The sequence below is a fragment of the Flavobacterium sp. genome, from assembly GCF_044341265.1.
In the GTDB taxonomy this organism is placed as follows: Bacteria; Bacteroidota; Bacteroidia; order Flavobacteriales; family Flavobacteriaceae; genus Flavobacterium.
The window spans coordinates 1-26,594 of the sequence record NZ_JBIISA010000032.1 but is presented as its reverse complement, the minus strand read 5'-3'; the positions used below and the strand labels follow the sequence as shown (position 1 = coordinate 26,594).

Below are 26,594 nucleotides of genomic sequence, written 5' to 3'. Positions count from 1 at the left end.
AACAGTTAACAGCTTTTTTTAAAACCTTATTAAAATGAAAACAAAAATTTTATTGTTGCTCATTTTTCCTATTCTTTGGAGTTGCTCTTCTGACGATTCTGAGGAATATCAAAATATACCCATAGACTTTCAAATACCTAGTAATTTTCCTGCCGCTAATTATAATTTTGCTAATAATCCTTTAACAGAAAAAGGATTTGAATTGGGTAAAAAACTATTTTATGACGGTCGATTATCCTCAGATGGGATAGTTTCTTGTGGTTTTTGTCATATTCAAGAAGATGCTTTTACGCATCATGGCCATACTTTTAGCCATGGAGTAGGTAATGCTATAGGAACAAGAAATGCTCCGCCAATTCAAAATATGGTTTTTCAAACTACCTTTATGTGGGATGGAGCGACGACACATTTAGATTTGCAACCTATAATCCCTCTCACAAGCGAAATTGAAATGCATGGAAATTTTGAGAATGCAATCAACATGATGAAAAATGATGCAACATATAAAAAGTTATATAAGCAAGCTTTTTCAAATGGTGAGATTAATTCTGAAAATATGTTGAAAGCATTAGCTCAATTTCAAATTCTGTTAGTTTCATCAAATTCTAAATTTGATAAATACAGAAGAAATGAACAAGGAGGAAATTTAACAGCAAATGAATTGGATGGATATGCTATTTTTAATCAAAAATGTGCTTCTTGTCATGCGACAGATATTTTTACTGACAATTCTTTTAGAAATAATGGTTTGCCAGTAAATCCGTCTATTAATGATGTGGGTAGATATAGAGTTACAGAACTTCCTCAGGACATGCATAAATTTAAAGTTCCAAGTTTAAGGAATATTGAAAAAACAGCTCCTTATATGCACGACGGAAGATTTTTTACACTAGAAGCTGTTTTAGATCATTATTCATCAGGTGTTGTTAATTCAACAACTTTAGATGCTAGTTTAAATAATTCAGGTGTTTTAGGAATTTCTTTATCTTCAAGTGAAAAAACTAAACTTATTGCTTTCTTAAAGACATTGACGGATAATGAGTTTTTAACGAATCCTAAATTTGCAGAATACTAATATTATGAAAAAACATATTTTACTTATAGTTTTATCTATTCAATTTAGTTTTGCAATTACTAAAGATACTATACCAATAAGTTACAACTATTCGAAGTTTAGCAGTTTTATTAAAGTTGATGACGATTGTGACGCTTGTGGTTGCTCGGCAAGTGGAGGTAGTATGGGTTTTTCTTCTATGTTAAATTCCAATTTTGTTGGAATTAGATATTTTAATCAAAGTTATAAAAGTACTAATGGTTTGTATAGTAACTCGCCTTGGTATGATGAGAATTTCAATACAATGCAAGTTTGGACAAGAATTCCAATTGTTAAAAAAGTACAAATTTCAGCTTTAATTCCTTATAATTTTCACAATAGAGAAACTGCTTTAGGAAACGAGAAAATTTCTGGATTAGGAGATATTACTCTTTTAGGAATGTATGATTTATACCAAACACATAAAGATAGCACAGTCTTTATTCACAAACTTCAAATTGGTGGTGGAGTGAAAATCCCAGTTGGAAAATTTGACGAATCTAATAACGGAAGTGTGAATCCAAGTTATCAAGTTGGAACTGGAGCATGGGATTATCTTATAGCTTCAGAGTATGTTATAAAAAGAAAAAAATTCGGATTGAATTCAATGTTGAACTATGTAATAAAAACAGAGAATCAAAAAAACTATCGTTTCGGAAATCAGTTTAATTATGCGTCAACATTGTTTTGGATATATGAAACTTCAAAGGTTTCAGTTGTTCCACAATTAGGAATAGCTGGTGAAGTTTTTGAAACTAATTATCAACATAATCAAAAAGTTAGAAATACTTCTGGCGATATTTTTATGGGTAAATTTGGATTTGAAATAGGTCAAGACAAATTCTCATTTGGAGCAAATATTATGCTTCCCATAAACCAAAACCTTACAGGAGGTAATGTTGTTGCCAATCATCGTTGGAGTGTAAATCTCAACTATAGCTTATAAAAAAAGAGGCGATTCAATTGAATCGCCTCTTTTTTATTTTATTCTAAAATTATTTGCTAGAAAACTGAGTTAATCTTGAATACAATTCTTTATTTCTCTTTAAAGCTTCAATTTGCTCCTCATTGAAAGCACTTAATAATTTTAAAGTATATCTTTCAAAAACTGCTTGTTTTTCTTCTTGAGTTTTAGAATTATTAACATCATCTTTTCTCATTTGTAATAGATTTACTAAATCCATTTTTAAACCCTCTTCCATTTTTACTGACTTTGACATCAAATTAATATCCTCAATAATAATTTCTTTTACACTTTTTTCATTTGTATTCGGAGTTGAAAATGTTTTTGCTTCTTGAGCATTTGCATTAAAACTAAATGCTAAAAACAATGTGAATATTGCGATAATTCTTTTCATAATCTTCTTTAAATTAATTTGTTGAAAAGCGAATTTAATAATTTTTTTTAAAAATCAATACAAATGATAAAAAAAATTATGATTTCAGTTCAACTGTTTTGTTTTCACCATCCACAATAACTTTTGTTAAACCATGTTTTGCTAATCCTTTCATGGCAGCATCCCATTTTTTTCCACTTAAAGCAGATTTTTCTTTTAGTTGAGCTATTGGTTGATTGTTTTCAAGTTTTAATAGTTCAATAATGAATTTCTCATCTTCCGTCAATTCAACTTGTTTCTTCTCAGGTCGCATTTGCGGAAAGAAAAGTACTTCTTGAATAGAAGGATTATTGGTTAAAAACATAATTAAACGATCCATTCCTATTCCTAATCCAGAAGTTGGTGGCATTCCATATTCTAATGCTCTTAAAAAGTCCTCATCTATAATTCCGTTAGCTTCATCATCACCTTTTTCACTTAAAGCCATTTGTGCTTCAAAACGTTCGCGTTGGTCAATAGGATCATTCAATTCTGAATAAGCATTTGCTATTTCTTTTCCACAAACCATCAATTCAAAACGCTCCGTCAATTCTGGATTGTCTCTATGTGATTTACACAATGGTGACATTTCTTTTGGATAATCAGTAATAAAAGTTGGTTGAATGAAGTTTCCTTCACATTTTGCTCCAAAAATCTCATCAATTAATTTTCCTTTACCCATTGTTGCATCAACCTCAATTCCCATTGATTTTGCAGCTTCAAAAAGTTCAGCTTCGGTTTTTCCTGAAATATCAAAACCTGTAAAGTTTTTAATAGCATCAGTCATCGTAACTCTTGCATAAGGTGCTTTGAAGCTTACTTTATGTTCGCCAAAAGTCGCATCAGTTGTTCCATTTACCTCATTTGCACAATATTCTAGTAAATTTTCGGTAAACTCCATCATCCAGTTGTAGTCTTTGTAAGCTACATAGATTTCCATTGCTGTAAATTCAGGATTGTGCGTTCTATCCATTCCTTCATTTCTGAAGTTTTTCGAGAATTCATATACACCATCAAAACCACCAACAATCAATCTTTTAAGATATAATTCGTTAGCAATTCTTAAATATAATGGAATATCCAAAGCATTATGATGTGAAATAAAAGGTCTTGCCGCAGCACCACCAGGAATTGCTTGTAAAATTGGCGTTTCCACTTCCATGTAACCAGCAGTGTTAAAGAAATTTCGCATCGCTGTAAAAAGTTTCGTTCTTTTTACAAAAACCTCTTTCACATTTGGGTTTACAACCAAGTCAACATAACGCATTCTATAACGCAATTCAGCATCATTAAAGGCATCGTGTACTTTTCCATCTTCATCAACTTTTGGCAAAGGCAACGGACGTAAAGTTTTACTCAAGAATGTAAAATTATCAACTCTTATACATTGAGCACCAACTTTAGTCATGAATAATTCTCCTTCAACACCAATGAAATCACCTAAATCGGTCAATTTTTTAAAAACCTGATTGTAAAGCGTTTTGTCTTCTCCTTCACAAATTACATCTCTATTAAAATACAATTGAATTCTGCCATCGCTATCTTGTAATTCAGCAAAACAAGCTTTTCCTTGATCTCGAACACTCATCAATCGTCCAGCAACATTAACCTTCTTACCTTCTTCAAAATTTTCCTTCACCTGTTTAGAAGTAGTGTTTACTGGATATAAATCCGCAGGATAAGGGTTAATTCCAAGAGTGCGTAAAGCATCAAGTTTTTCTCGTCTAATGATTTCTTGTTCTGAAAGTTGCATATAATTGTATTTAAGCGTGCAAAGATAGGTATTAGTTAGAAAGTTTCAAAACAACAATTTTCAAATTTATTTTGTAAAAGTAGCGAATGGCTTGGGCTTTATTTGTTATCCATTTTCCTGCCATCCATTCTATCTTTTTCTCTCGTTTTAAAAAAAAACGAGAGAAAAAGGATGCCATTCCTGTCAGGGCTAAATTGTAAACTTTTTGTATATTTGTAAAATAAATTAAATTAAAGATGAAATCGCCATTAACTACAAGTTTGCGCAAGCAAGCACCAATAAATAAAAAGGCGATTACATATATTACCACTAACAAATAAATTTCACATATATGAAATCAATAAAATTACTTTTTGCGCTACTTCTTACGTTAGCTATGACGAGTTGTACCATAACAGAAAAAATGATTATTAATGATAATGGTTCGGGTAAATTTGCCTACGATATTGATGGTACTAAAATGATGTCTATGATGGGTAGCGCATTTAAAGGAGATGATAAAGAAGATACTAAAAAAGATAAAAAAGAAACGGTAAACAGAAAAAATAAAAAAGTAGTTGACAGTACATTTACTTTCAAAGAAATGTTTGCAAGTAAACAAGATAGTATTTCCAAATTGTCTCCAGAAGAACAAGCCAAAATTAAAAAAATGGAACGCTTTAGTGTAAGAACCATTATTGATGAGGAAAAAGGAATAATGAATTACAGTATGTTTACAGATTTCAATTCAATTTCAGAACTTCAAGATGTAATGTCACCAGTTGAATCAATGAAATCAATTTCTCCTACAGGTAAAAAATCTGGTGGAATGGGAATGGCTCCAGATGCTTTAGAAGACAATTCTTCTACAAGTTTCTTTTATGATGGAAAAACATTCAAAAAGACTGTAGCTAAAATTGAAAAGAAAAAAGATGTTACTGAAGAGGTAGAAGAAGGTTCAGAGGATGATGTTGCTAATAAAATGAAAGAATCTTTAGATATGTTTTACGACCAATCTAATTTCAAAGTAGTATATCAATTTCCAAAAGCTGTAAAAAAGATTTCTATAGAAAATGCACTTTACAGCGAAGATAGAAAAACAATTACCATAGAATATCCTTTGAAAGATTATATGGAAAATCCAGACAAGCTTAATTTTGAAGTGACTTTTGAATAATGAATAAAAAAATAAAGCTTCAAGATTTAGGTAAAAAAGATTACAAAAAAACTTGGGATTATCAAGAAGAACTTTTTAAAGGAATTGTTGATATAAAAATTCAAAACAGAAAAGAAAATACTTTGGTTGAAACGCCAAACTATTTTTTGTTTGTAGAACATCCTCATGTATATACATTAGGTAAAAGCGGAGATATATCTAATTTACTTTTATCAGAAAAACAACTTCAAGATAAAGGAGCAACTTTTTACAAAATAAATAGAGGAGGAGATATTACCTATCATGGTCCAGGCCAAATAGTAGGATATCCAATTTTAGATTTGGAAAATTTCTTTACAGATATTCATAAGTATTTACGATTTCTCGAAGAAGTAATTATTCTAACTTTGGCCGAATACAATATAACTGGAACAAGAAGCGAAGGTGAAACAGGTGTATGGCTAGATGTTGGAACGCCATTTGCAAGAAAAATTTGCGCTATGGGTGTTAGAGCAAGTCGATGGGTAACCATGCATGGTTTTGCCCTAAATGTAAATGCCAATTTAGGATATTTCGATAATATCATTCCATGTGGTATAAAGGGAAAGGCTGTTACATCATTGCAAGTTGAACTTGGTATCGAAAGTGTTAATGAAGAAGAAGTAAAAGAAAAAATTCAAAAACATTTCTCAAAATTATTTGAATCAGAATACTGCTAATTCAAAATCCTAAATCCATAATCCTAAATCAAAAATCAAAAGAAAGTTGTTCTGGTAACAATCTAAAGCTCATTCGGTGATATTTAGTTGTTCCATATTTTCTTATGGCTTCTCTGTGTTCTTTAGTTGGATAACCTTTATTTTGTTTCCAATTATACATTGGAAATTCTTCGTGTATTTTATCCATATATTCATCTCTGTAAGTTTTTGCCAAAACCGATGCCGCTGCAATACTCATATATTTAGAATCACCTTTTACTATAGTGCTGTATGGGATATTGTTGATAGGTTTAAATCTATTTCCATCTACTATAATATAATTAGGTATAGGATTTAACTTAATAACACATTCTTGCATGGCTTTTATAGAAGCGTTTAAGATGTTTATTTCGTCAATGATTATCGGCTCCAAATGAGTAACAGCATAAGATATTGCTTTTTCTTCTATAATTGGTTTTAATCTTTCTCTAACCTTTTCAGACAATTGCTTTGAGTCGTTTAATAAATCTAATTGAAAGTCTTCAGGAAGAATAATAGCAGCAGCAGTTACAGGTCCTGCAAGACAACCTCTTCCAGCTTCATCAGTTCCGCACTCATAAGGTGATTCAGAATATCTTAAACTTAACATAAAATTAATTTTGATAAAAATACAAATTTTAACGCAACCTTTTGCATAATTCTGCATCATAGTAATGTGTTGCAACCACAATGTTAGTAAACCGCTTAAAAAATTTAACAAAAATAAATTGTAATATTCCGAAGTATTATTTGTTTATTTAAGAAATTATTAAGAAGTTTGCGGAATAACTAACTCAAATAAATTTAATATGAGATCGAAGTTCAAATGGATTTTTACGCTATTAGTAGCGTTATCAATGCAGTTTTCGTTTGCACAAGAGAAAACTGTAACAGGTACAATTACCGATGGTAAGTTACCTTTACCTGGTGCTAATGTTGTTATTAAAGGAACAACAAATGGAGTTGCTGCCGATATGGATGGTAAATTCTCCATAAAAGCAAAAGCTGGTGATGTTCTTGTGGTATCTTTTACAGGATATGACAACAAGACAATTACAGTTGGCGCTGCAAACAGCTACAAAGTAGCTTTAGCTGAATCGGCAACTAAATTAGATGAAGTTGTTATTCAGGGTTATGGTAAAACAGCAACCAAGCCAAAAGCTATTGGTTCGTCTAACACTATTTCTGCTAAGACAATTGAAGGCAGGCCAAACACAAACGTGTTGCAGTCTTTACAAGGTCAGTTAGCTGGAGCAAATATTGCTTTATCTTCTGGGCAACCAGGTACAAACAAAATTGATGTTATTATTAGAGGTTTAAGTACACTTGGAGCTGATTCAGATCCTTTGTATGTGATTGATGGAGTGCCTTTGACTCAATCTTTTTTTAGAAACTTAAACCCAAATGACATTGAAACAGTTTCTGTTTTAAAAGATGCAGCTGCTACTTCTGTGTATGGTAATAGAGGTACAAACGGTGTGATTGTGATTAATACCAAAAAAGGTTCTTATAAATCAGGTTTGGATATTAATTATTCTTCTAGTTATGGATTGTCTGAATTTAGAGGTGAAAATTACAATAAAGTAAACGCTCAACAGCATTTGGCTCTTCAAAGAGATTTAGGTGTAGGGCCAGGTAGTGGAGCAGCGTGGCCAGGTCAGACTTTAGATCCTAATAATTTAGGTGCTTATGCCATTGATACTGATTGGGCAAAAGTTTTCTTTAGAACAGGAACAACAAATAGTCATGATATTAGTTTTACTTCCGGATCAGAGAATTTAAAAAACTTTACCTCATTTGGATACTTTCAACAAGATGGTATTATTAAGACTTCGGCATTTAAGAGGTTTACAGTAAGAACAAATTTTACAGGGAAATCAAAAAATGAAAAATTCACTTATGGTTTAAATGTGTCCTCTGTTTACTCAAGAAGAAATCAATTAGAACAAGAGACTAGAGCTGGAATTAATAACAATGTATTACAAAATCCACTTAATGGATATCTTTTGTCATCTAATTATTACGACCCAAACACTTATGTAACTGGTCAACAATTATTTGATGATTTTGGTTCGCCAGCATTAGATCTTACTCCATTCATGTTAATGGATTTATTTAAAGACAATAGAGCACCAAGCTTTTTTGATGAATTTAAAACTACTGTTACTGGAAATTTTGGATATAAACTTACAAAAAATTTAACTTTTTCTGCTACAACAGGAGTTGATTATGCCGATGATAGAAGAGTTTTTGCTATTGGACCTGAGGCGTATCTTTCAATTGTTAGAGCTGTTGGAGCAGGTCAACCGTTTCATGGTTTAGAAGTTCAAAGAAGTGCAAGAGAATTAATGTTCAATCATGTAAATCAATTAAGTTATAAAAAGACATTCGGAAAGCATTCGTTTGATGTAAGTTTATATACTGAATATGTTAAAGCTCACAGAAGAGTTACTTCACAACAACAGATTGGATTAAATCCTTTAACTTGGTCCCCAGGAGCAGGAACTGGTTATATTCCTTATAATTTAGCTTTGCCGTTAGCTTACGCTCCTACTGTAGGTGCATCAAAGACTAATGCTGGCTTGTTTTCTTATTTTGGAACCACAGAATATGACTATGATTCAAAATATGGATTTTCAGCAACACTTAGAAGAGATGCTAGTTATAGATTTGTTGATGACAATAAATGGGGTACTTTCTGGTCTGTAGGTGGTAGATGGAATATTAATAGAGAATCTTTTCTAGAAGGTAATTCAACAATTAAAGAATTAAAATTAAGAGCTTCTTATGGTACAACGGGTAACCAAAATATTGTTGCAAGAGACGTAGATGCTGATGCAAGTTCTATTTTTAATTTTTCAAATGGAGTAAGAGACTTAAATAGCGTGCAACAAGGTTATGGTAATAACTCATCTTTTGGAGTTGCTACTTATGCTAATAGAGACGCTAAATGGGAAACTACTGCTCAAGCAAATATTGGTTTAGATTATAACATTAAAGGAAGATTGACAGGATCATTTGATGTATATAGAAGAAAAACTACAGATTTATTCACTTCAATTCCAGTTTCTGCTTCAAACGGTATTCCTGGTAATTCATTATCAGGTAATAACGGTGCACTTGTTAACGAGGGTGTTGAAATATCTTTTAGATATGATATTTTGAAAAATACTAAATTAAAATTATCAGTTTATGCTAATGGAGCAAAAAACAATAATAAAATTGACGATTTAGGAGTTCTTGATGATGGTACAGGAAAACAAAGAATAGGATCTGATTTTGTTAATGCAATTGGTGGTAAAGCATTCCAATATTTTGTAGTTCCTTATGTTGGTGTTAATCCTGCTAATGGTAATTTATTATTTTTAGACATAAATGGAAATCCAACAGAAAATCCAACAGATGCTGATAGAAGACAAACAGGTAAAAATTATTTGCCAGTTTATCAAGGAGGTTTTGGTTTAGATGCTTCATATAAAGGATTTTTTGTTAATGCTGCGTTTGTTTATGCTACTGATTTTTACAGATTTGATATTGATTATGAAGGACTTATGGATATTAGAAATGTTGACCCTTTTCCAGTATCAGCTGATTTATTAAATGCTTGGACGCCAACAAATACTAATACTGACGTACCTTCTTTGAGTAATACGAATTTTGATTCTGGTAGTATATCTGATAGATTTTTAAGAAACTCTTCTTATTTACGTTTAAGAAATATTAGTATTGGTTACAATGTTCCATCTAAATTTTTAGAAAAAACGTTTATAAAAAGTGTTCGATTTAGATTACAAGGGGAAAATTTATTAACGTTTACTAAATGGAAAGGATTTGACCCTGAAAGTTTTGAAACTTCAACAACTGGTAATTTTCCTTTACCAAGGTTATATACATTCGGTGTTGATATTAATTTTTAATATAAAAAAAAATGAAAAAAATATTTATTTTTAGTTTTCTTGCCTTTTTTCTATTCTCGTGTGAAGATGCAATCGAGATAGTACAAGATGGCGAATTAAATGATCAAGCTTTATTTAAAAATGTTGCTAATTTGCAATTATTTATGAATGAAGTTTATGATAGAGCAGCAACAGAAAATGATTTAATTACTTCATCTTTATTAACTGATGAAGTTGCAATAGCGGCAGGTTTAACAACCAATGATACTCAAAGATTTTTTATGGTATCTACTAATGGTAATGCTGCTGCCATTTGGAATTCTCATTATCAGTTGATAAATTATTGTAATAGAGTGATTAGAGGAGCTACTTTTTTTACTCCTAGTGCTTCTGAATTACCTCAATATAATTCAATTCTTGCTCAGGCAAGGGCACTTAGAGCTTTTGCTCATTTTCAATTGTTAACTTATTTTTCTCAAGACATTAGCAATGATAATGCATTGGGTGTGATGAAAGTTGATTTTGTACCAACTGCTCAGCAAGATATTCCAAGGTCTACAAATGGAGAAGTATTTGGATTAATTGAATCAGATTTAAATTTTGCTCAAGCTAATTTAGGTACACCATTTGCTGGTACAGTACCTGTTACTGCTGCTAATTCTTATAAATTTGTAAATGTTAATTTTTTGAATGCTTTTCGTGCGAGAATGTATTTATATAGAAAAAATTATCCTCAAGCCCTTGTTTATGCTGATGCTGTTCTTTCAACATCAGGTGTATCATTAGCAAGTTGTTTATTTCCTTCTACAATGAATCCTAATTTTCCTGCTACTTCAGCAACAACGGTTTCATTAAGCGGTAGTACTACAATTAATACAGCTCCTACTGCTACCAATGCTCAACAATTAGCATTGTGGCAAATGGATCAATGGGCTCCTGTTAATGCACCTGCATACAGAAGAATGTGGGTTGATGCAATACAAGGAGAATCTCTTTTTTCTTTAGAGAGACCTAATAATAGAACTAATTTTAGTAGTAGATATAATACAAACGGATCTTATATTTCTGGTGGTCCATTGTATGATATGGGAAGAACATTATTTGATCTTTATACTCAACCTCTAGGTGGTGGTGCTGAGGATTTTAGAAGATGGTGTTTTGTTGATAGATCTGCTACTATTTCTGCAACTCCATTGACTGCAAGTAGAACTAATGAACAAATTGTAATTGATAAGTACCCTGGTAAAACAGGTTCGCATACTTCAAATGATGTAAAAGTATTCCGATTATCTGAGATGTTTTTTATTAAAGCTGAATGTTTAGCTAGAAGTGGTAATTTAACTGACGCTGCTCTTTTGATTCAACAAGTAAGACAAGCAAGAAATTATATCGTTGGAGCTATCGTGCCTTTACCTGTATATGCTAATGCAACAGCTGCTTATGCTGATATTCTTTTAGAAAGAAGAAAAGAACTTTCTTTTGAAGGTCATCGATATATTGACTTAAAAAGATTAGGTGCTGATGCTGGGGTTACTGGAACTGATAGGTATTCTCAAGACGCTATTAATTCTTCAGCTACTTCACCAGTTAATATTAATATTGGTGATTATAGATTTACCTTGCCTATACCGCAAGCGGAAATTAATGTTAATGCATTACCACAAAATCCTGGATATTAATATTTTTTAATATACAATAAATTGAGGCTGTCTAAAATAGACAGCCTCTTTTTTTGCTTTATATTATGATTTTCTATTGATAACTTTATAAACAATTGTCTATTTTTGTTGCTTTGTATTTACTATGAGAAGATTATATTTTTTATTGTTGTTTATTCCATGCTTACTTTTATCTCAAGAGAAAGGAAAAGAGGAGAAGCGTAAAAGTTTGGTAAAAACCGCTGAGCAAAAAGCAAAAGAGCAAGCAAGAAAAGCACCAATTACTTCATATAAAATTATTTCTATTGATAGAGATACTACTTTTGTGGACACCACTCTTGCAATTAAAAAAGAGTATGATTATAATTATTTAAGAAGAGATATTTTTGGTTTGATGCCATTTCCTAATGAAGGACAAACATACAATACCCTAGATTTTGGACTGAATAAATTTAATGCATATCCTGAATTTGGTTTCAAAGCCAAACACTTTAATTATTTAGAAGTAGAAGATATTAAGTATTTTTCGGTTGCAACTCCATTAACAGAGCTTTATTTTAAAACAGTAATGGAGCAAGGACAAAATGTCGATGCTTTAATAACTTTAAATACTTCTGAACGATTTAATTTTTCAATTGCTTTTAAAGGATTAAGATCTTTAGGTAAATATATTAATCAACTTACAAGTGCAGGAAATTTCAGATTTACATCAAGTTATTTTACTAAAAATAAAAAGTATTATGCGAATTTCCATTTCACAGGTCAAGATTTACTGAATGGCGAAAATGGAGGTTTGACAATTCCATTAGATTTTGAAAGCGAAGATGAGGCTTTCAGAAATAGACCACGTTTGCAAGTTTTTCTCTCTGATGCAAAGTCTTTCTTAAAAGGGAAACGACTTTTTTTAGACCATAGTTTTAGAATTAACTCTAAAGATGCCAATAATAATTTATTTATAACACATCAACTTAATTACGAGCATAAATTTTTTGAATACAATCAAGCAAATTTAGACTCTGAAATTGGAACAGGTACTGGTGCATTCAAACGTTTTGGTGATGTTTCTTCTGCTGCAATTACAAAAGTAAACGATCATACAAGATATGATAGATTGTATAACAAGGTTGGGGCTATTTACGAGAACAAAACACTTGGTAAGTTTCAATTCTTTATAGAAAATTTTAATTACAAGTATTTTTATAAATTAGTACAAACTATTGGAAGTGTAACTTTCCCTAACCAATTAAAAGCAACTATTAACTCTGTTGGTGGACAATACGAATACCGTAAAAATAAATGGAATGGGAAGGCAATTCTATCCAATTCAATTTCAACTCAAGCTTTCAGAAATTTTGATACTAATTTAGATTACCAAATAAATGATAAAAATAAAGTTTCCTTTCAATATCAAAATATAAGTAAACTTCCTAATCTTAATTACATACTAAATCAAAGTGCTTATATCAATTATAGTTGGTTGAATAATTTTAAAAACGAAAAAATCAATAATATAATAGTAAACGCCAATACACAATGGATAAATGCTACTGCACAATTCACAACACTTAATGATTATCTGTACTTTCAAGATGTACAACAAGTAGCAAACCAGCAACTAGTAACGCCTCATCAATATTCTGGTACAATTAATTATCTTTCGTTAAAAGCAGCTAAAGAATTTAAATACAAAAAATGGTCGTTAGATAATACATTTTTATATCAAAAGGTAACACAGAAAGAAGCAATTCTAAATGTTCCAGATATTACGCTTAGAAGCACTATTTATTTTTCAGATAATGTTTTCAAAAACGCAATGTTTCTACAAACAGGTATAACTATAAATTATTTTACAAAATATTACGCCAACGATTATAACCCAATCTTAGGTGAGTTTTTTGTGCAAAATGAAAAACAAATAGGAAATTTTCCAATGTTAGATTTCTTTGTAAATGCCAGAGTAAGACAAACCAGAATTTTTCTAAAAGCAGAACATTTTAATTCAAGTTTTACAGGTAATACATACTATTCAGCACCCAACACACCATATCATGACTTCATGATTCGATTTGGCCTAGTTTGGAATTTCTTTCAATAGTTTTATTTAGAAACGAATCGCTTGCGAATTTTACCAAACCATGTTCCTGCTGTCCGAGTTACACGGTAACTTCTCCCATCAGGGTTAAACAGTATTCCATTTTCTCTAAAATCAAGGTGTTGTAAAACGATTTTATTATCAATATCTTTGTTGCATCAAATTTAAATTATGAAATCGCCATTAAAGTCAAGTTTGCGTAAGCAAACTACAATGATTAAAAAAGCGATACCATATGTTACCTTAAAAAATATAATTTAAACATATGAATTATTCAGAAAATATATTAGGAACTATTGGTAATACGCCTTTAGTAAAACTAAACAAAGTAGTTGAAGGTATTGACGCCTTAGTACTTGCTAAAGTTGAAACTTTCAATCCAGGAAATTCTACCAAAGACAGAATGGCTCTAAAAATGGTTGAAGATGCCGAAGCCGACGGAAGATTAAAACCAGGCGGAACTATAATCGAAGGAACTTCTGGAAATACTGGTATGGGATTAGCTCTTGCCGCTATTGTAAAAGGATACAAATGTATTTTTGTAATCACTGACAAGCAATCCAAAGAAAAAATGGATATTCTTCGTGCAGTAGGTGCAAAAGTAATCGTTTGCCCAACAGATGTTGAACCAACAGACGAACGTTCATACTATTCAGTATCTAAAAGATTAGGAACAGAAATTCCAAATTCTTGGTATGTAAATCAATACGATAATCCATCTAATGCTACAGCACATTACGAACAAACAGGCCCAGAAATTTGGGAACAAACTGATGGTAAAATCACTCACTTCGTAGTTGGTGTGGGAACAGGAGGAACAATTTCAGGAATTGGAAAATATCTAAAAGAAAAAAATCCAAACATCAAAATCTGGGGAATCGATACGTATGGTTCTGTTTTCAAAAAATACCACGAAACTGGAATATTTGACGAAAATGAAATCTATTCATACATAACAGAAGGTATCGGAGAAGATATTCTTCCAAAAAACGTAGATTTCTCTCTTATCGATGGATTTACAAAGGTTACTGATAAGGATGCAGCAGTTTACACCAGAAAAATCGCTCTTGAAGAAGGAATTTTTGTTGGAAACTCAGCAGGTTCTTGTGTAAAAGGATTACATCAACTAAAAGAACATTTCAAACCAGAAGATGTAGTAGTTGTTTTGTTTCACGACTCAGGAAGTAGATATGTTGGTAAAATGTTCAACGACGATTGGATGCGTGAACGTGGTTTCTTAGATGAAGAAATAACAAAAGCCGAAGACGTAATTAAAGATCACATCGATAAATCTCTTATTATTGTTCGTACAGAAGAGTTAGTTTCTCATGCTATTGAAAGAATGAGAAAATTTAAAATTTCTCAGATTCCAGTAATAGACATCAATGGATTTGTTGGTTCAGTAGACGAATCAGATTTGTTTCAAAGCTACGTTTCAGATAAAAATGTTGCCGATAAACCTATCAAAGAAGTTATGGGTAAACCTTATCCAATAGTTAAATTAGGAACACCAATTGAAGAAGTTTCCAAACTTTTTACAAAAGACAATCAAGCTGTTCTTGTAGATTTAGGAAATGGGAAGCATCATATCATTACAAAATATGATATCATTGGTTCAATAAAATAGTAATTAATCAAACCTACAATGAAAGTTGTAGGTTTTTTTTATTCTCCAATTAAAACACCACTAACATTCCAAGCACTAAAACTACTTCCTTCATTCGCGCCTTGTGGAATTTTTACTTGTATTGTATGGTTTCCAGCTTTCAAATTTCCCAAATCAATATAAACTGGATTGGTAACCATTCCTGGACACCAATTAGAGCGACTATAATCTGAGGAAGACAATCCGTTAGGAAAATTTCCAGAAGCTGGATTGTATAAACGGTAAGAACCACAATCTTCTCGCCAAGGTCTCAAATGGAAAACTTCCTTTTCATCCAATAACAAAGTGTTTTTCTTCTGCACAAATTCATCACCGTTTTCCCATCCACCATGACCTGTTGTGATGTATCTCAGTCTTACATTTTTTAAATCTTTATCTAATTTAAAGTTTACAACCAAACCTTTGTCAGAATTAAACATCGTTCCATATTCTTGCCCAGCCATTTCCATAACATTGGTAGTATTGAAAATCGATATTACATTAGAAGCTTTACTAGCTCCATTTTCCTCTGGATGAATCGTCAAATTCACACTTACTTTGTGGCCACCTTTATCATAATTTCCGATAAAAGTTCCAATATAGACTTCTTTATTATTTAAAGCCGCAGTCAATTCAGAAATATCCTGACGATAACTCACTTTTTCTTCCCAAATTTTATCTTTTAATTGTAGCGAATTATATTGTTTAATTCCAAATGGTGTAAAAAAGCGCATCAGTTCAATCAATGATGAATAGTCATCAGTAGAAACAACACCTTGATATTGTTTTCCATTTCCATTTTCATAGATTGGTAATGTTTTAGCACCATTTTTCAAACCATCCATAAAAGAAACTTTTTTATCCATCGGAATCATAAATACAGAACCAGTTCTGTCATAAGCATCTCCATTAGATTGCTCCGTTACATCAACAAAAACTTGACTTCCTTTAGCAATAGTTGGGATTTTTACTTTTCGTAAAATAATAGTTCCGTTAGCAAATCTCAAAATACTATCATTTGATTTAGAAGCATCCGAAAAATTAATGATTTCATCTTTAAAAATTGAAATCGTCGTAAACCTGCTTTTCCAAACTAAATCCCTATAAGTTAATAAATCTATAGTTTTAGTTTCATCAACTTTTAAAGAAGGAAATTGCTTTACTTTTTGAACTTTAGTAGCAGAAACAATAAAGTTTCCATTGCGAATAGTTTCCAAAACCAAACCTAAATTTTGACCAAGTAACGATGGAGCACCTTTTACTTTTAAGTCATTAGTATACCAAATTTCGATTGTATTAGAGTTAATAATAGTTTTAGCTTTTTTACAAGTATAACCTAATATTTTTTTGGTGTCACCAAGTAATTCAAAAGTTTGCTTACTAATAGAAGTACTGTCTTTTGTAGAAATTAATTTTGAACTATTCAATTGTGCTAATTGAAAATAATTCAATCCAGTAATTATAGTTTGTTCAAATGGATAAGAAATTTTATTATTTTGAATTGATTCAGAAGTTATTAATGAAGTATTTTCATTTGAAAAAACCAAAATAGGATCTTGATTTTCAACCAAAGTTCCATTAGAAGTTCTAGTGTAAGTTATTTTATAATTCGTTTGACCAAATGTTAATAAAGAAAATAATAGAATTGTAAATAAAATAAGTGGTTTCATGATGAGTAGTTTGTTTTACAAATATATGTTTACAAATTTAATTTTCCGAAATTTGTGTAATTCAAATCAAAAAAGTACTTTAGTGCCTTCAAAGCCATACAGATACTATTTTATGAAAGAAGATTTTCTACACTACATTTGGTTGTACAAGAAATTGGACTTTACCAATTTAAAAACCACAAACGGAGAAGTTATAACTATAATAAACTTCGGACAATACATTCAACAAGCAGGACCAGATTTTTTCAATGCTCAAGTAGTAATTGATAATCAAAAATGGGCTGGAAATATTGAAATTCATTTAAAATCCTCCGATTGGTATGTGCATCATCACGAAAAAGATGATAATTATAATAATGTCATTCTACACGTTGTTTGGGAAAACGACACGCCAATATTCAGAAAAGACAATTCAGAAATCCCTGTTTTGGAACTAAAAAAATATGTATCCAAAGAAGAATTAAATAAATATCATGAACTCACAGCTCAAAAATCATGGATTTATTGCGAAAATCAAATTGAGAAAGTTCCAAGTTTTGTTTTCTCCAACTGGCAAGAACGATTGTTTTTTGAAAGATTAGAAAGAAAATCTAGACCAATTCAACAATTGTTACAAGAAACTGAAAACGATTGGGAAGCAGTTTTGTTTTGTATGTTGGCTAAAAATTTTGGTTTGAATACCAATGGAGAAATGTTTTTTAAAATAGCAAAGTCAATCACGTTTCCTATCATTAGAAAAGAAGCTTTAGAAGTAAAATATTTGGAAGCCTTACTTTTCGGTCAAGCCAATATGATTCCAATAAATGCAGAAGATCATTATTCAAAAGAACTAAAATCTTGGTTTGATTATATTGCATTAAAATATAAATTAGAAAAACCAGCGATTGCACCAATTCAGTTTTTCAAACACAGACCAGATAATTTTCCAACCATTCGTTTGGCTCAATTAGCGATGCTTTATCATCAACAAAGAAATTTATTTTCTAAGATAATTGAAGCGAAAACAATTCAAGAGATTTATCAAATTTTCAATATTTCTGTAAACGATTATTGGAAAACGCATTATAATTTTGACAAACCAAGTTCCAAAAAGGAAAAAGCATTATCTAAATCTTTTATAGATTTGTTGATTACAAATACAATTATCCCAATTCAATTTGCATTTGCAAACAGTCAAGGAAAAGATAATTCTGAATTTTTAATTGATTTGTTGTCAAATATTCTGCCCGAGAAAAATACAATTATTGAAAAGTTTACTACTTTTGGAATTAAATCTACAAATGCATTTCAAACGCAATCTCTTTTGCAATTGAAAAATGAATATTGTAATCAAAAAAAGTGTTTGCAATGTGCAATAGGTATAGAACTATTAAAAAATTAAAAAATGATAACTAGCATACGCTATTTTTTTGAGAAACATGGTTTTCACGTCTCATCACGATTAGCTGATAGACTTGGTATGAGAGCTACAAGCGTTCGATTGTTTTTTATATATATATCTTTCGTTACAGTTGGTTTAGGTTTCGGAGTTTATTTAACGTTAGCATTTTGGATAAAATTGAAAGATTTAGTTAGAGCAAAAAGAACATCAGTTTTTGATTTATAAATTTTGGAAAACAACAATTACATAAAATCATTATTCCATTTTTCGAAAGACCAACGAAAAGGGATTCTATTATTATTTTTTATAATCATTGGATTGCAATTAGGAAGTTACTTTTTAGATTTTTCAAATGATGATATAAGTACTCCAGAAAAGCAAAATTGGCTTTCATTACAAAGTAATATCGATTCTTTAAAGTCTGAAAAGCCACAAACAACTTATAAAATCTATCCGTTTAATCCAAACTTCATAACTGATTTTAAAGGACACAAATTAGGAATGTCTGTTGAGCAAATAGATCGTTTATTGGCTTTCAGAAAACAAGGTAAGTTTGCTAACTCACCTGAAGAATTTCAAAAAGTTACAGGGATTTCTGATTCACTTCTAAACGTAATTTCACCTTATTTCAAATTTCCAGATTGGGTTAACAAAAAGAATTCTAATCAAAATGGAAGCAATGGTTGGGTAGACTATTCTAAAGACAAATACGAAAAGAAAGAAAAAAAGATAGTCGTTCTCGATATAAACGCAGCAACTAAAGAAGATTTAATGAAAGTTTATGGAATTGGTGATGCCATTTCTTACAGAATTTTAAAACAAAAAGAAGTGTTTGGCCAGTTTGTTTCTATGGAACAAATGAATGATGTTTGGGGATTGTCTCCAGAAGTTATTGAAAAACTCAATCAAAGTTTCAAAGTTGTCAATCCAAAACCCAAGAAAATCAACATTAATAATGCTTCAATCAAGGAATTAGGGCAATTTCCATACTTCAAATATCCAATTTCTAAAAATATTGTAACTTATAGAAGTATGAATGGCGATTTAAAAATTGAGGATTTAACAAATATTAAAGCTTTTCCTGTTGATAAAATAAAAATAATTGCCTTATATTTGGAATTCTAAAATAAATCAACATTTTTTTAAAATTGCTTATCAATATGAATTCAACATATTTCACAGAAGAACACGAACTATTTAGGAAGAGTTTGCAAGATTTTTTGCAAAAAGAAGTAGTACCTCATATTGAAAAATGGGAAAAAACAGGAACGATAGAACGCTTTATCTGGAAAAAATTCGGTGAAATGGGTTTCTTCGGAATCAATTATCCAGAGGCATACGGAGGTTTAAACTTAGATTTGTTCTATACTGTAATTTTTCTAGAAGAACTACAAAAAATAAAATCTTCAGGTTTTGCAGCTGCTATGTGGGCACATGCTTATTTAGCTATGACGCACTTAAACGCAGAAGGAGACGAGCGAATCAAACAAGACTATTTAGCTCCAAGTATTTCAGGTGATAAAATTGGTGCATTATGTATCACAGAACCTTTTGGAGGTAGTGATGTTGCCGGAATGAGAACTACTGCTATCAAAAAAGGTGATAAATATGTAATTAACGGTTCAAAAACCTTTATCACTAATGGAGTTTATGCAGATTATTATGTGGTTGCTGCCAAAACAAGTCCAGAATTAGGGAATAAAGGAATAAGTATATTTTTGGTTGATACCAATTTAAACGGAATTTCTGCTTCAAAACTTGATAAATTAGGATGGAGAGCTTCCGATACTGCCGAAATTGCATTCGACAATGTTGAAATTCCAGCCGAAAATTTAATGGGATTAGAAGGTAAAGGCTTTCCATATATTATGGAGCACTTTGCACTAGAACGATTAATTATGGCAATCAATGCACACGCAAGAGCAGAATACGCAATTGATTACACAATAAAATACATGTCCGAGCGTGAAGCGTTTGGAACAAAAATCAATAAATTTCAAGCATTACGTCACACAATGGTAGAGCATGCAACAGATGTTGAACATTGCAAAATTTTCAATTATGCTGCAGTAGCAAGATTAAATCAAGGTGAATACGTAGTTAAAGAAGCGACTATGGCAAAACTTAAATCTACAAAAGTTGCCGATGAAACTATTTATAGTTGTCTTCAAATGTTAGGTGGTTATGGCTATATGGAAGAATATCCTATGGCAAGATTGTTAAGAGACAGTCGTCTTGGACCAATAGGAGGAGGAACATCTGAAATTTTGAAAGAAATTTTGTCCAAAATGATTATTGATAACCAAAATTACAAACCAGCAGAAAAGAAATAGTCATTGTTAAGTATAGAAGCTAATCCAGCTATACACTATTATCTTTTTAATAAAATTGTGTTTTTCTATATATAAATAAAGGAGCTTCCGTTGGTCGCTCTTTTTTTATAACAAATCGCCATAAACACGAGTTTGCTTGCAAACACAAATAAATAAAAAGGCGATACCATATATGACCGCTAACAAATAAATTTTACATATATGAAAAACTACAATTTTATCAAAAAAGGATATCCGTTTCTATCTGGGCTAAAAAAAACACACAATTCTATTTCAGATATCAAAAATAATACTACTTTTGCACCACTAAATGAGAGGAGGTGTCTAGATTATGTTAATTATACCAATTAAAGACGGAGAAAATATCGATAGAGCATTAAAGCGCTATAAAAGAAAATTTGATAAAACAGGTACTGTTCGTCAGTTACGTGCACGTCAAGCATTCATAAAACCTTCTGTTGTTAAAAGAGCACAAGTTCAAAAAGCAGCGTATATTCAAAACTTAAGAGACTCATTAGAAAGTTAATTAATTTTTTAGAATAAAAATACAACCGCTAGTCAATAAAGTTTCATAACTTTGTTACTAGCGGTTTTTTTATTTTTCAAATCCCTAAATCATTAATGAATAATTTAAAAGCATTTCAAGACTATCTTCAACTAGAAAAGAATTATTCTTTACATACAGTCAATGCTTATGTAAATGATTTGATTTTTTTTAAAGAATTTTTAATAGAAAATTTTGATACCGAAAAACTAGAAGATGTAAATTATAGTATGATTAGAAGTTGGATAGTGTCAATGGTTGATAATGATATTTCTAATAGTTCGGTAAACAGAAAAATTTCTTCCTTAAAATCATTCTACAAGTTTTTATTAAAAACAAAACAAATAGAAAATAGTCCACTTTTAAAACACAAATCATTAAAAACACCAAAAAAAATTCAAATTCCATTCTCCGAAAAAGAACTAGACCAAGTTTTAAATCAGTTTACTTATCCAGAAGGATTTGACGGAATTAGAGATAAATTGATAATAGACCTTTTTTATACAACAGGCATAAGAAGAGTAGAACTAATCGATTTAAAAATGCAAAATGTTGATTTATCGAGCAATACGCTAAAAGTATTAGGGAAAAGAAACAAAGAAAGAATTCTTCCAATTTTGCCAATTATATCTAAACAAATTAGAAGTTATTTATCAGAAAGAACTAAAATTGAGAGTATTAAAGATAAGGAACATTTTTTTTTAATGTTAAAAGGAGTTAAATTGAATGATTCATTTGTGTATCGATTAATAAATTATTACTTTAGTAATGTTTCCGAGAAGGTAAAAAGGAGTCCGCATATATTACGTCATACATTTGCAACTCATATGTTAAACAATGGAGCAGATTTAAATTCTGTAAAAGAGTTATTAGGTCATTCAAGTTTGGCTTCTACTCAAGTATATACGCACAATAGTTTAGCAGAGTTGAAAAAAGTGTATGGGAATTCGCATCCAAGGAATCAAAAATAAATTAAAAGTGTAACCATTAATTTTAAAAATTATGAAGGTAAATGTAAATGCAGTAAATTTTACAGTTGATAGAAAGCTAATAGATTTTATTCAACTAAGAATGGATAAATTAGAAAAGTATTATGATAAAATTGTTTCTTCAGATGTTTTTTTGAAAGTTGAAAATACAAGTGATAAAGAAAATAAAATTGTCGAAGTAAAAATTCACGTTCCAGGAGATGATTTTTTAGTAAAAAAACAATGCAAAACTTTTGAAGAAGCCGTTGAATTATCAGCAGAATCTTTAGAACGATTATTGGTAAAAAGAAAAGAAAAAATTAGAACTCATATTTAATTAAAATTTTTATAAAAAATATTTTGATTAAAAAATAAAATGCCTACATTTGCAGTCCGTTAGAAATAGCGGACTTTTTTTATTGATATTGCCAGCGTAGCTCAGTTGGCTAGAGCAGCTGATTTGTAATCAGCAGGTCGTGGGTTCGAGTCCCTCCGCCGGCTCTTTTAAGGTATTGAATAATAATGGTTTGGGGAGATACTCAAGCGGCCAACGAGGGCAGACTGTAAATCTGCTGACTACGTCTTCGCAGGTTCGAATCCTGCTCTCCCCACAAATTCAAGGGTTTTTGCTTGAATGAATAAAAAAAACTCTGCCGACTTAGCTCAGGGGTAGAGTGCTTCCTTGGTAAGGAAGAGGTCACGGGTTCAATTCCCGTAGTTGGCTCAAAATTGAAAATTTGAACACTAATAAATATATAACTAAGATTAAAAATTAAGTAAAATGGCAAAAGAAACCTTTAACCGTTCGAAACCACACTTAAATATTGGTACGATCGGACACGTGGATCACGGTAAAACAACTTTAACAGCAGCAATCACGAAAGTATTATCTGATGCTGGTTACTGTCAAGCAAAATCATTTGATCAAATTGATAATGCACCTGAAGAAAAAGAAAGAGGTATTACTATTAATACGTCTCACGTAGAATATGAAACTGCTAACCGTCACTACGCACACGTTGACTGTCCAGGTCACGCGGATTACGTTAAGAACATGGTTACAGGAGCTGCTCAAATGGATGGTGCTATCCTTGTTGTTGCTGCAACTGATGGACCAATGCCACAAACACGTGAGCACATCCTTTTAGGACGTCAAGTAGGTATTCCAAGAATCGTTGTATTCATGAATAAAGTGGATATGGTTGATGACGCGGAATTACTAGAATTAGTTGAAATGGAAATCAGAGATTTATTATCTTTCTACGAATATGATGGAGATAATGGTCCTGTAGTTCAAGGTTCAGCTTTAGGAGGATTGAATAATGATCCAAATTGGGTTCCAAAAATTATTGAATTAATGGAAGCAGTTGATAACTGGATTGAAGAGCCAATCCGTGATACAGAAAAACCATTCTTGATGCCAGTTGAGGACGTGTTTACAATTACTGGTCGTGGAACTGTTGCTACAGGTCGTATCGAAACAGGAGTTTGTAATACAGGAGATCCAGTTGAAATCATTGGTATGGGTGCTGAAAAATTAACTTCAACTATTACAGGTATCGAAATGTTCCGTCAAATCCTTGATAGAGGTGAGGCTGGAGATAACGCAGGTATCTTGTTAAGAGGTGTTGCTAAAGAAGATATCAAAAGAGGAATGGTTATTGTTAAGCCAGGATCTGTAAAACCACACGCTAAATTTAAAGCTGAGGTTTATATCTTGAAAAAAGAAGAAGGTGGTCGTCACACACCATTCCACAATAACTACCGTCCACAGTTCTACGTTCGTACAACTGACGTAACAGGAGTTATTTCTTTACCAGCAGGTGTAGAGATGGTAATGCCAGGTGATAACTTAACTATTGATGTAGCTTTATTAAGCCCAATTGCAATGAACGTAGGTTTACGTTTCGCTATCCGTGAAGGTGGTAGAACAGTTGGTGCTGGTCAAGTAACTGAAATCGTAGAATAATTTCAAAATAAATAAAGAGCCAGTGTCGTTTTTTTGACGACACTGGTTTTTAATGAAACGGGCGTAGTTCAAGGGTAGAATAGCGGTCTCCAAAACCGTTGATGGGGGTTCGAATCCCTCCGCCCGTGCAAAAAAATAAATACATTATTATGTCAAAAGTATTAAATTATTTTTCAGAAGCATTTGAAGAGTTGAAGTCAAATGTAACTTGGCCAGAATGGGCTGAAGTGCAAAGATTAACTATTATTGTTGCTCTTTTTTCAATTCTATTTGCTTTGGCTACATGGGGAGTTGATGAACTTTGTTCAAGAGCTATTGAAGGTTTTTTCAAATTGATAAAAGGTTAATATTTTTACCATGGCTGATAATAGTGTGAAAAAATGGTACGTAGTAAGAGCTGTAAGTGGTCAGGAAAATAAGGTGAAAGCCTATATTGAAACTGAGATTAGCAGACTTGGAATGAGTGATTATATTTCACAAGTTCTTGTTCCTACTGAAAAAGTTGTTCAAGTTCGTGATGGAAAAAAGATTTCTAAAGATAAAGTTTATTTTCCTGGCTATGTAATGATTGAAGCAAATCTTACAGGTGAAATACCTCACATTATTAAGTCAATTACAGGAGTAATTGGATTTTTAGGAGAGGTAAAAGGAGGTGATCCAGTTCCATTGAGATTGTCAGAAGTAAACAGAATGTTAGGTAAGGTTGATGAATTGGCGGTTAATGTTGATACACAATCTATTCCATTCAAAATTAATGAAACAATTAAGGTTATTGATGGACCTTTCAATGGTTTTAACGGAACTATTGAGAAAATCAATGAAGAGAAGCGTAAACTTGAAGTTATGGTGAAAATCTTCGGAAGAAGAACACCTCTTGAATTGAGTTTTATGCAAGTTGAAAAAGTATAATTTTTGTTACATATATAATAAACCGCATCAATCGCTTCCAATTGAGAGATGTAAAATTTTTAAGAAATGGCTAAAGAAATTAGTAAAGTAGTTAAACTACAAGTTAAGGGAGGTGCTGCGAACCCGTCGCCACCGGTTGGACCTGCTTTGGGAGCTGCTGGGGTTAACATCATGGAGTTCTGTAAGCAATTTAATGCTAGAACTCAAGATCAACCTGGCAAAGTTTTACCAGTACAAATTACTGTGTATAAAGACAAATCGTTTGATTTTGTTGTAAAAACTCCACCTGCTGCTATTCAATTATTGGATGCTGCTAAATTGAAATCTGGTTCAGGCCAGCCTAATAGAAAAAAAGTTGCTAATGTAACTTGGGATCAAATTAAGGCTATTGCTGAAGACAAGATGGTTGATTTAAATGCTTTCACAATTGAAAAAGCGATGAGCATGATTGCTGGAACAGCTAGATCTATGGGTATAACTGTAACTGGAGATTCTCCTCTAAAATAAGGTAAGAAATGGCAAAATTGACAAAAAAACAAAAAGAGGCTGCTTCAAAAATTGAAAAAAACAAACTTTATTCTTTAAAAGATGCTTCATCTTTATTGAAAGTTGTTGCTTCAGCAAAATTTGATGAGTCTGTAGATATTGCTGTTAAGCTTGGAGTTGATCCTAGAAAAGCAAATCAAATGGTAAGAGGTGTTGTAACTCTTCCTCATGGAACTGGTAAAGATACTAAAGTATTGGCTTTAGTAACTCCAGATAAAGAAGCAGAAGCTAAAGCAGCTGGTGCTGACTATGTAGGTTTAGACGATTACCTTCAAAAAATTAAAGATGGTTGGACAGATGTTGATGTAATCATCACTATGCCTGCTATCATGGGTAAATTAGGTCCATTAGGACGTGTTTTAGGACCAAGAGGTTTAATGCCGAACCCTAAAACAGGAACTGTAACTATGGAAATTGGTAAAGCTGTTGCGGAAGTAAAAGCTGGTAAAATCGATTTCAAAGTTGATAAAACAGGTATCGTACATGCAGGTATTGGAAGAATTTCTTTCGAAGCTGATAAAATTGTAGATAACGCTCATGAAATTATTCAAACATTACTTAAATTAAAACCAACTGCAGCTAAAGGTACTTACATCAAGTCTATTCACTTGTCAAGTACAATGAGTCCTGCTATAGCTTTAGATCCTAAAGCCGTATAATTGGTAGTTAACAAATTTTATTATGACTAGAGAAGAAAAATCAATCGCGATAGAAGATTTAACTGCAAAGTTGGCTGAAGCAAACATAGTATATATTGCTGATACTTCAGGATTAGATGCAGACACTACTTCAAATTTAAGAAGAGCTTGTTTTAAAGCTGGAATCAAATTAGAAGTTGTTAAAAACACTCTATTAGAAAAAGCTATGGAAGCTTCTGATAAGGAATATG

Annotated in this window: 26 protein-coding genes and 4 tRNA genes; 26 read left to right on the top strand and 4 right to left on the bottom strand. The window is 31.5% G+C overall.

The window, feature by feature from the left end:
* Positions 1-34: 34 nt before the first annotated feature.
* The gene (locus ACIQ06_RS13520) at positions 35-1,075 is read left to right on the top strand and encodes a cytochrome-c peroxidase (protein WP_396147171.1); all 1,041 of its coding nucleotides are present in this window, start codon (positions 35-37) and stop codon (positions 1,073-1,075) included.
* 4 nt (positions 1,076-1,079) lie between these two features.
* On the top strand, positions 1,080-2,039 hold the full coding sequence (locus ACIQ06_RS13515) for a transporter (RefSeq protein WP_396147170.1): 960 nt from the start codon (positions 1,080-1,082) through the stop codon (positions 2,037-2,039).
* 49 nt (positions 2,040-2,088) lie between these two features.
* Here ACIQ06_RS13515 and ACIQ06_RS13510 read toward each other — a convergent pair whose 3' ends face one another.
* Positions 2,089-2,451 carry a hypothetical protein gene (locus ACIQ06_RS13510; protein ID WP_396147168.1) on the bottom strand — a complete coding sequence of 121 codons (363 nt, stop codon included), beginning with the start codon at positions 2,449-2,451 and terminating at the stop codon, positions 2,089-2,091.
* A gap of 76 nt (positions 2,452-2,527) precedes the next feature.
* Positions 2,528-4,222, bottom strand: coding sequence for a lysine--tRNA ligase (gene lysS, locus ACIQ06_RS13505; RefSeq protein ID WP_396147166.1), 1,695 nt, complete (start codon positions 4,220-4,222; stop codon positions 2,528-2,530).
* Positions 4,223-4,553: 331 nt separating this feature from the next.
* On the opposite strand from lysS, the gene ACIQ06_RS13500 reads away from it, so the two are divergent.
* Positions 4,554-5,378, top strand: a complete 825-nt coding sequence (locus ACIQ06_RS13500; RefSeq protein ID WP_396147164.1) for a hypothetical protein — start codon at positions 4,554-4,556, stop codon at positions 5,376-5,378.
* A complete protein-coding gene (gene lipB / locus ACIQ06_RS13495) occupies positions 5,378-6,076 on the top strand; it encodes a lipoyl(octanoyl) transferase LipB (protein WP_396147162.1) in 699 nt (232 codons plus the stop codon). Before ACIQ06_RS13500 ends, lipB begins: the two co-directional genes overlap by 1 nt.
* A 28-nt stretch (positions 6,077-6,104) precedes the next feature.
* On the opposite strand, the gene ACIQ06_RS13490 is transcribed toward lipB, so the two are convergent.
* Entirely contained in the window at positions 6,105-6,704 is a 600-nt protein-coding gene (locus ACIQ06_RS13490; protein WP_396147160.1) for a ribonuclease HII, read from the bottom strand.
* Between the two features lie 199 nt (positions 6,705-6,903).
* Here ACIQ06_RS13490 and ACIQ06_RS13485 point away from each other — a divergent pair, with 199 nt between their 5' ends.
* From ACIQ06_RS13485 to ACIQ06_RS13470, 4 genes are all read left to right on the top strand, one after another.
* Positions 6,904-10,011, top strand: coding sequence for a SusC/RagA family TonB-linked outer membrane protein (locus ACIQ06_RS13485; protein ID WP_396147159.1), 3,108 nt, complete (start codon positions 6,904-6,906; stop codon positions 10,009-10,011).
* Between the two features lie 11 nt (positions 10,012-10,022).
* Positions 10,023-11,669: a RagB/SusD family nutrient uptake outer membrane protein gene (locus ACIQ06_RS13480; protein WP_396147157.1), complete on the top strand. Its 1,647-nt coding sequence runs from the start codon at positions 10,023-10,025 to the stop codon at positions 11,667-11,669.
* Positions 11,670-11,793: 124 nt separating this feature from the next.
* Positions 11,794-13,743, top strand: coding sequence for a putative porin (locus tag ACIQ06_RS13475; protein WP_396147156.1), 1,950 nt, complete (start codon positions 11,794-11,796; stop codon positions 13,741-13,743).
* A 262-nt stretch (positions 13,744-14,005) separates the two neighbouring features.
* A complete protein-coding gene (locus tag ACIQ06_RS13470) occupies positions 14,006-15,367 on the top strand; it encodes a pyridoxal-phosphate dependent enzyme (RefSeq protein ID WP_396147154.1) in 1,362 nt (453 codons plus the stop codon).
* 38 nt (positions 15,368-15,405) lie between these two features.
* Here the strand turns inward: ACIQ06_RS13470 and ACIQ06_RS13465 are convergent, their stop codons facing one another.
* Complete coding sequence (locus ACIQ06_RS13465; protein ID WP_396147152.1) at positions 15,406-17,055, bottom strand: PNGase F N-terminal domain-containing protein; 1,650 nt, start codon at positions 17,053-17,055, stop codon at positions 15,406-15,408.
* Positions 17,056-17,167: 112 nt separating this feature from the next.
* Between ACIQ06_RS13465 and ACIQ06_RS13460 the strand changes: the two genes are divergently transcribed.
* The 18 genes from ACIQ06_RS13460 to rplJ form a co-directional block, all read left to right on the top strand.
* The gene (locus ACIQ06_RS13460) at positions 17,168-18,436 is read left to right on the top strand and encodes a DUF2851 family protein (protein WP_396147150.1); all 1,269 of its coding nucleotides are present in this window, start codon (positions 17,168-17,170) and stop codon (positions 18,434-18,436) included.
* 3 nt (positions 18,437-18,439) lie between these two features.
* The gene (locus tag ACIQ06_RS13455) at positions 18,440-18,661 is read left to right on the top strand and encodes a PspC domain-containing protein (RefSeq protein ID WP_344815220.1); all 222 of its coding nucleotides are present in this window, start codon (positions 18,440-18,442) and stop codon (positions 18,659-18,661) included.
* A gap of 3 nt (positions 18,662-18,664) precedes the next feature.
* Entirely contained in the window at positions 18,665-19,561 is an 897-nt protein-coding gene (locus ACIQ06_RS13450) for a helix-hairpin-helix domain-containing protein (RefSeq protein ID WP_396147148.1), read from the top strand.
* A gap of 35 nt (positions 19,562-19,596) precedes the next feature.
* The gene (locus ACIQ06_RS13445; protein WP_396147146.1) at positions 19,597-20,769 is read left to right on the top strand and encodes an acyl-CoA dehydrogenase family protein; all 1,173 of its coding nucleotides are present in this window, start codon (positions 19,597-19,599) and stop codon (positions 20,767-20,769) included.
* 201 nt (positions 20,770-20,970) lie between these two features.
* Positions 20,971-21,120: a hypothetical protein gene (locus tag ACIQ06_RS13440; protein ID WP_396147144.1), complete on the top strand. Its 150-nt coding sequence runs from the start codon at positions 20,971-20,973 to the stop codon at positions 21,118-21,120.
* Positions 21,101-21,295: a 30S ribosomal protein S21 gene (gene rpsU / locus ACIQ06_RS13435; protein ID WP_298303504.1), complete on the top strand. Its 195-nt coding sequence runs from the start codon at positions 21,101-21,103 to the stop codon at positions 21,293-21,295. Before ACIQ06_RS13440 ends, rpsU begins: the two co-directional genes overlap by 20 nt.
* Positions 21,296-21,390: 95 nt before the next feature.
* Complete coding sequence (locus tag ACIQ06_RS13430; protein ID WP_396147142.1) at positions 21,391-22,284, top strand: tyrosine-type recombinase/integrase; 894 nt, start codon at positions 21,391-21,393, stop codon at positions 22,282-22,284.
* 31 nt (positions 22,285-22,315) lie between these two features.
* Positions 22,316-22,618, top strand: coding sequence for a ribosome hibernation-promoting factor, HPF/YfiA family (hpf, locus tag ACIQ06_RS13425; RefSeq protein WP_345090237.1), 303 nt, complete (start codon positions 22,316-22,318; stop codon positions 22,616-22,618).
* Positions 22,619-22,708: 90 nt separating this feature from the next.
* Positions 22,709-22,782, top strand: a tRNA-Thr gene (locus ACIQ06_RS13420).
* 28 nt (positions 22,783-22,810) lie between these two features.
* Positions 22,811-22,892 (top strand) — tRNA-Tyr (locus tag ACIQ06_RS13415).
* 41 nt (positions 22,893-22,933) lie between these two features.
* Positions 22,934-23,005, top strand: a tRNA-Thr gene (locus tag ACIQ06_RS13410).
* 57 nt (positions 23,006-23,062) lie between these two features.
* Positions 23,063-24,250 (top strand): elongation factor Tu, encoded by a 1,188-nt coding sequence (tuf, locus tag ACIQ06_RS13405; RefSeq protein WP_298120327.1) that lies wholly within the window; start codon positions 23,063-23,065, stop codon positions 24,248-24,250.
* A 57-nt stretch (positions 24,251-24,307) separates the two neighbouring features.
* Positions 24,308-24,378 (top strand) — tRNA-Trp (locus tag ACIQ06_RS13400).
* Positions 24,379-24,399: 21 nt separating this feature from the next.
* Positions 24,400-24,597, top strand: coding sequence for a preprotein translocase subunit SecE (gene secE, locus ACIQ06_RS13395; protein ID WP_298305976.1), 198 nt, complete (start codon positions 24,400-24,402; stop codon positions 24,595-24,597).
* Positions 24,598-24,607: 10 nt separating this feature from the next.
* Positions 24,608-25,159 carry a transcription termination/antitermination protein NusG gene (gene nusG, locus ACIQ06_RS13390; RefSeq protein WP_344815214.1) on the top strand — a complete coding sequence of 184 codons (552 nt, stop codon included), beginning with the start codon at positions 24,608-24,610 and terminating at the stop codon, positions 25,157-25,159.
* Positions 25,160-25,225: 66 nt separating this feature from the next.
* Entirely contained in the window at positions 25,226-25,666 is a 441-nt protein-coding gene (gene rplK / locus ACIQ06_RS13385) for a 50S ribosomal protein L11 (protein ID WP_344815213.1), read from the top strand.
* Between the two features lie 8 nt (positions 25,667-25,674).
* Complete coding sequence (gene rplA, locus ACIQ06_RS13380) at positions 25,675-26,364, top strand: 50S ribosomal protein L1 (RefSeq protein ID WP_344815212.1); 690 nt, start codon at positions 25,675-25,677, stop codon at positions 26,362-26,364.
* 22 nt (positions 26,365-26,386) lie between these two features.
* The coding region (rplJ, locus tag ACIQ06_RS13375; protein ID WP_396147137.1) for a 50S ribosomal protein L10 at positions 26,387-26,594 on the top strand (208 nt) is incomplete at its 3' end.

Excerpts from the sequence above, each read along its gene's own strand:
- rplK (WP_344815213.1), top strand. The coding sequence starts at position 25,226 with ATGGCTAAAGAAATTAGTAAAGTAGTTAAACTACAAGTTAAGGGAGGT.
- ACIQ06_RS13475 (WP_396147156.1), top strand. The coding sequence starts at position 11,794 with ATGAGAAGATTATATTTTTTATTGTTGTTTATTCCATGCTTACTTTTA.
- ACIQ06_RS13445 (WP_396147146.1), top strand. The coding sequence starts at position 19,597 with ATGAATTCAACATATTTCACAGAAGAACACGAACTATTTAGGAAGAGT.
- lipB (WP_396147162.1), top strand. The coding sequence starts at position 5,378 with ATGAATAAAAAAATAAAGCTTCAAGATTTAGGTAAAAAAGATTACAAA.
- ACIQ06_RS13460 (WP_396147150.1), top strand. The coding sequence starts at position 17,168 with ATGAAAGAAGATTTTCTACACTACATTTGGTTGTACAAGAAATTGGAC.
- ACIQ06_RS13465 (WP_396147152.1), bottom strand. The coding sequence starts at position 17,055 with ATGAAACCACTTATTTTATTTACAATTCTATTATTTTCTTTATTAACA.
- tuf (WP_298120327.1), top strand. The coding sequence starts at position 23,063 with ATGGCAAAAGAAACCTTTAACCGTTCGAAACCACACTTAAATATTGGT.
- ACIQ06_RS13480 (WP_396147157.1), top strand. The coding sequence starts at position 10,023 with ATGAAAAAAATATTTATTTTTAGTTTTCTTGCCTTTTTTCTATTCTCG.
- ACIQ06_RS13455 (WP_344815220.1), top strand. The coding sequence starts at position 18,440 with ATGATAACTAGCATACGCTATTTTTTTGAGAAACATGGTTTTCACGTC.
- ACIQ06_RS13490 (WP_396147160.1), bottom strand. The coding sequence starts at position 6,704 with ATGTTAAGTTTAAGATATTCTGAATCACCTTATGAGTGCGGAACTGAT.
- ACIQ06_RS13485 (WP_396147159.1), top strand. The coding sequence starts at position 6,904 with ATGAGATCGAAGTTCAAATGGATTTTTACGCTATTAGTAGCGTTATCA.
- ACIQ06_RS13520 (WP_396147171.1), top strand. The coding sequence starts at position 35 with ATGAAAACAAAAATTTTATTGTTGCTCATTTTTCCTATTCTTTGGAGT.
- hpf (WP_345090237.1), top strand. The coding sequence starts at position 22,316 with ATGAAGGTAAATGTAAATGCAGTAAATTTTACAGTTGATAGAAAGCTA.
- ACIQ06_RS13500 (WP_396147164.1), top strand. The coding sequence starts at position 4,554 with ATGAAATCAATAAAATTACTTTTTGCGCTACTTCTTACGTTAGCTATG.
- ACIQ06_RS13510 (WP_396147168.1), bottom strand. The coding sequence starts at position 2,451 with ATGAAAAGAATTATCGCAATATTCACATTGTTTTTAGCATTTAGTTTT.
- ACIQ06_RS13470 (WP_396147154.1), top strand. The coding sequence starts at position 14,006 with ATGAATTATTCAGAAAATATATTAGGAACTATTGGTAATACGCCTTTA.
- secE (WP_298305976.1), top strand. The coding sequence starts at position 24,400 with ATGTCAAAAGTATTAAATTATTTTTCAGAAGCATTTGAAGAGTTGAAG.
- nusG (WP_344815214.1), top strand. The coding sequence starts at position 24,608 with ATGGCTGATAATAGTGTGAAAAAATGGTACGTAGTAAGAGCTGTAAGT.
- ACIQ06_RS13440 (WP_396147144.1), top strand. The coding sequence starts at position 20,971 with ATGAAAAACTACAATTTTATCAAAAAAGGATATCCGTTTCTATCTGGG.
- rpsU (WP_298303504.1), top strand. The coding sequence starts at position 21,101 with ATGTTAATTATACCAATTAAAGACGGAGAAAATATCGATAGAGCATTA.
- rplA (WP_344815212.1), top strand. The coding sequence starts at position 25,675 with ATGGCAAAATTGACAAAAAAACAAAAAGAGGCTGCTTCAAAAATTGAA.
- ACIQ06_RS13430 (WP_396147142.1), top strand. The coding sequence starts at position 21,391 with ATGAATAATTTAAAAGCATTTCAAGACTATCTTCAACTAGAAAAGAAT.
- lysS (WP_396147166.1), bottom strand. The coding sequence starts at position 4,222 with ATGCAACTTTCAGAACAAGAAATCATTAGACGAGAAAAACTTGATGCT.
- ACIQ06_RS13515 (WP_396147170.1), top strand. The coding sequence starts at position 1,080 with ATGAAAAAACATATTTTACTTATAGTTTTATCTATTCAATTTAGTTTT.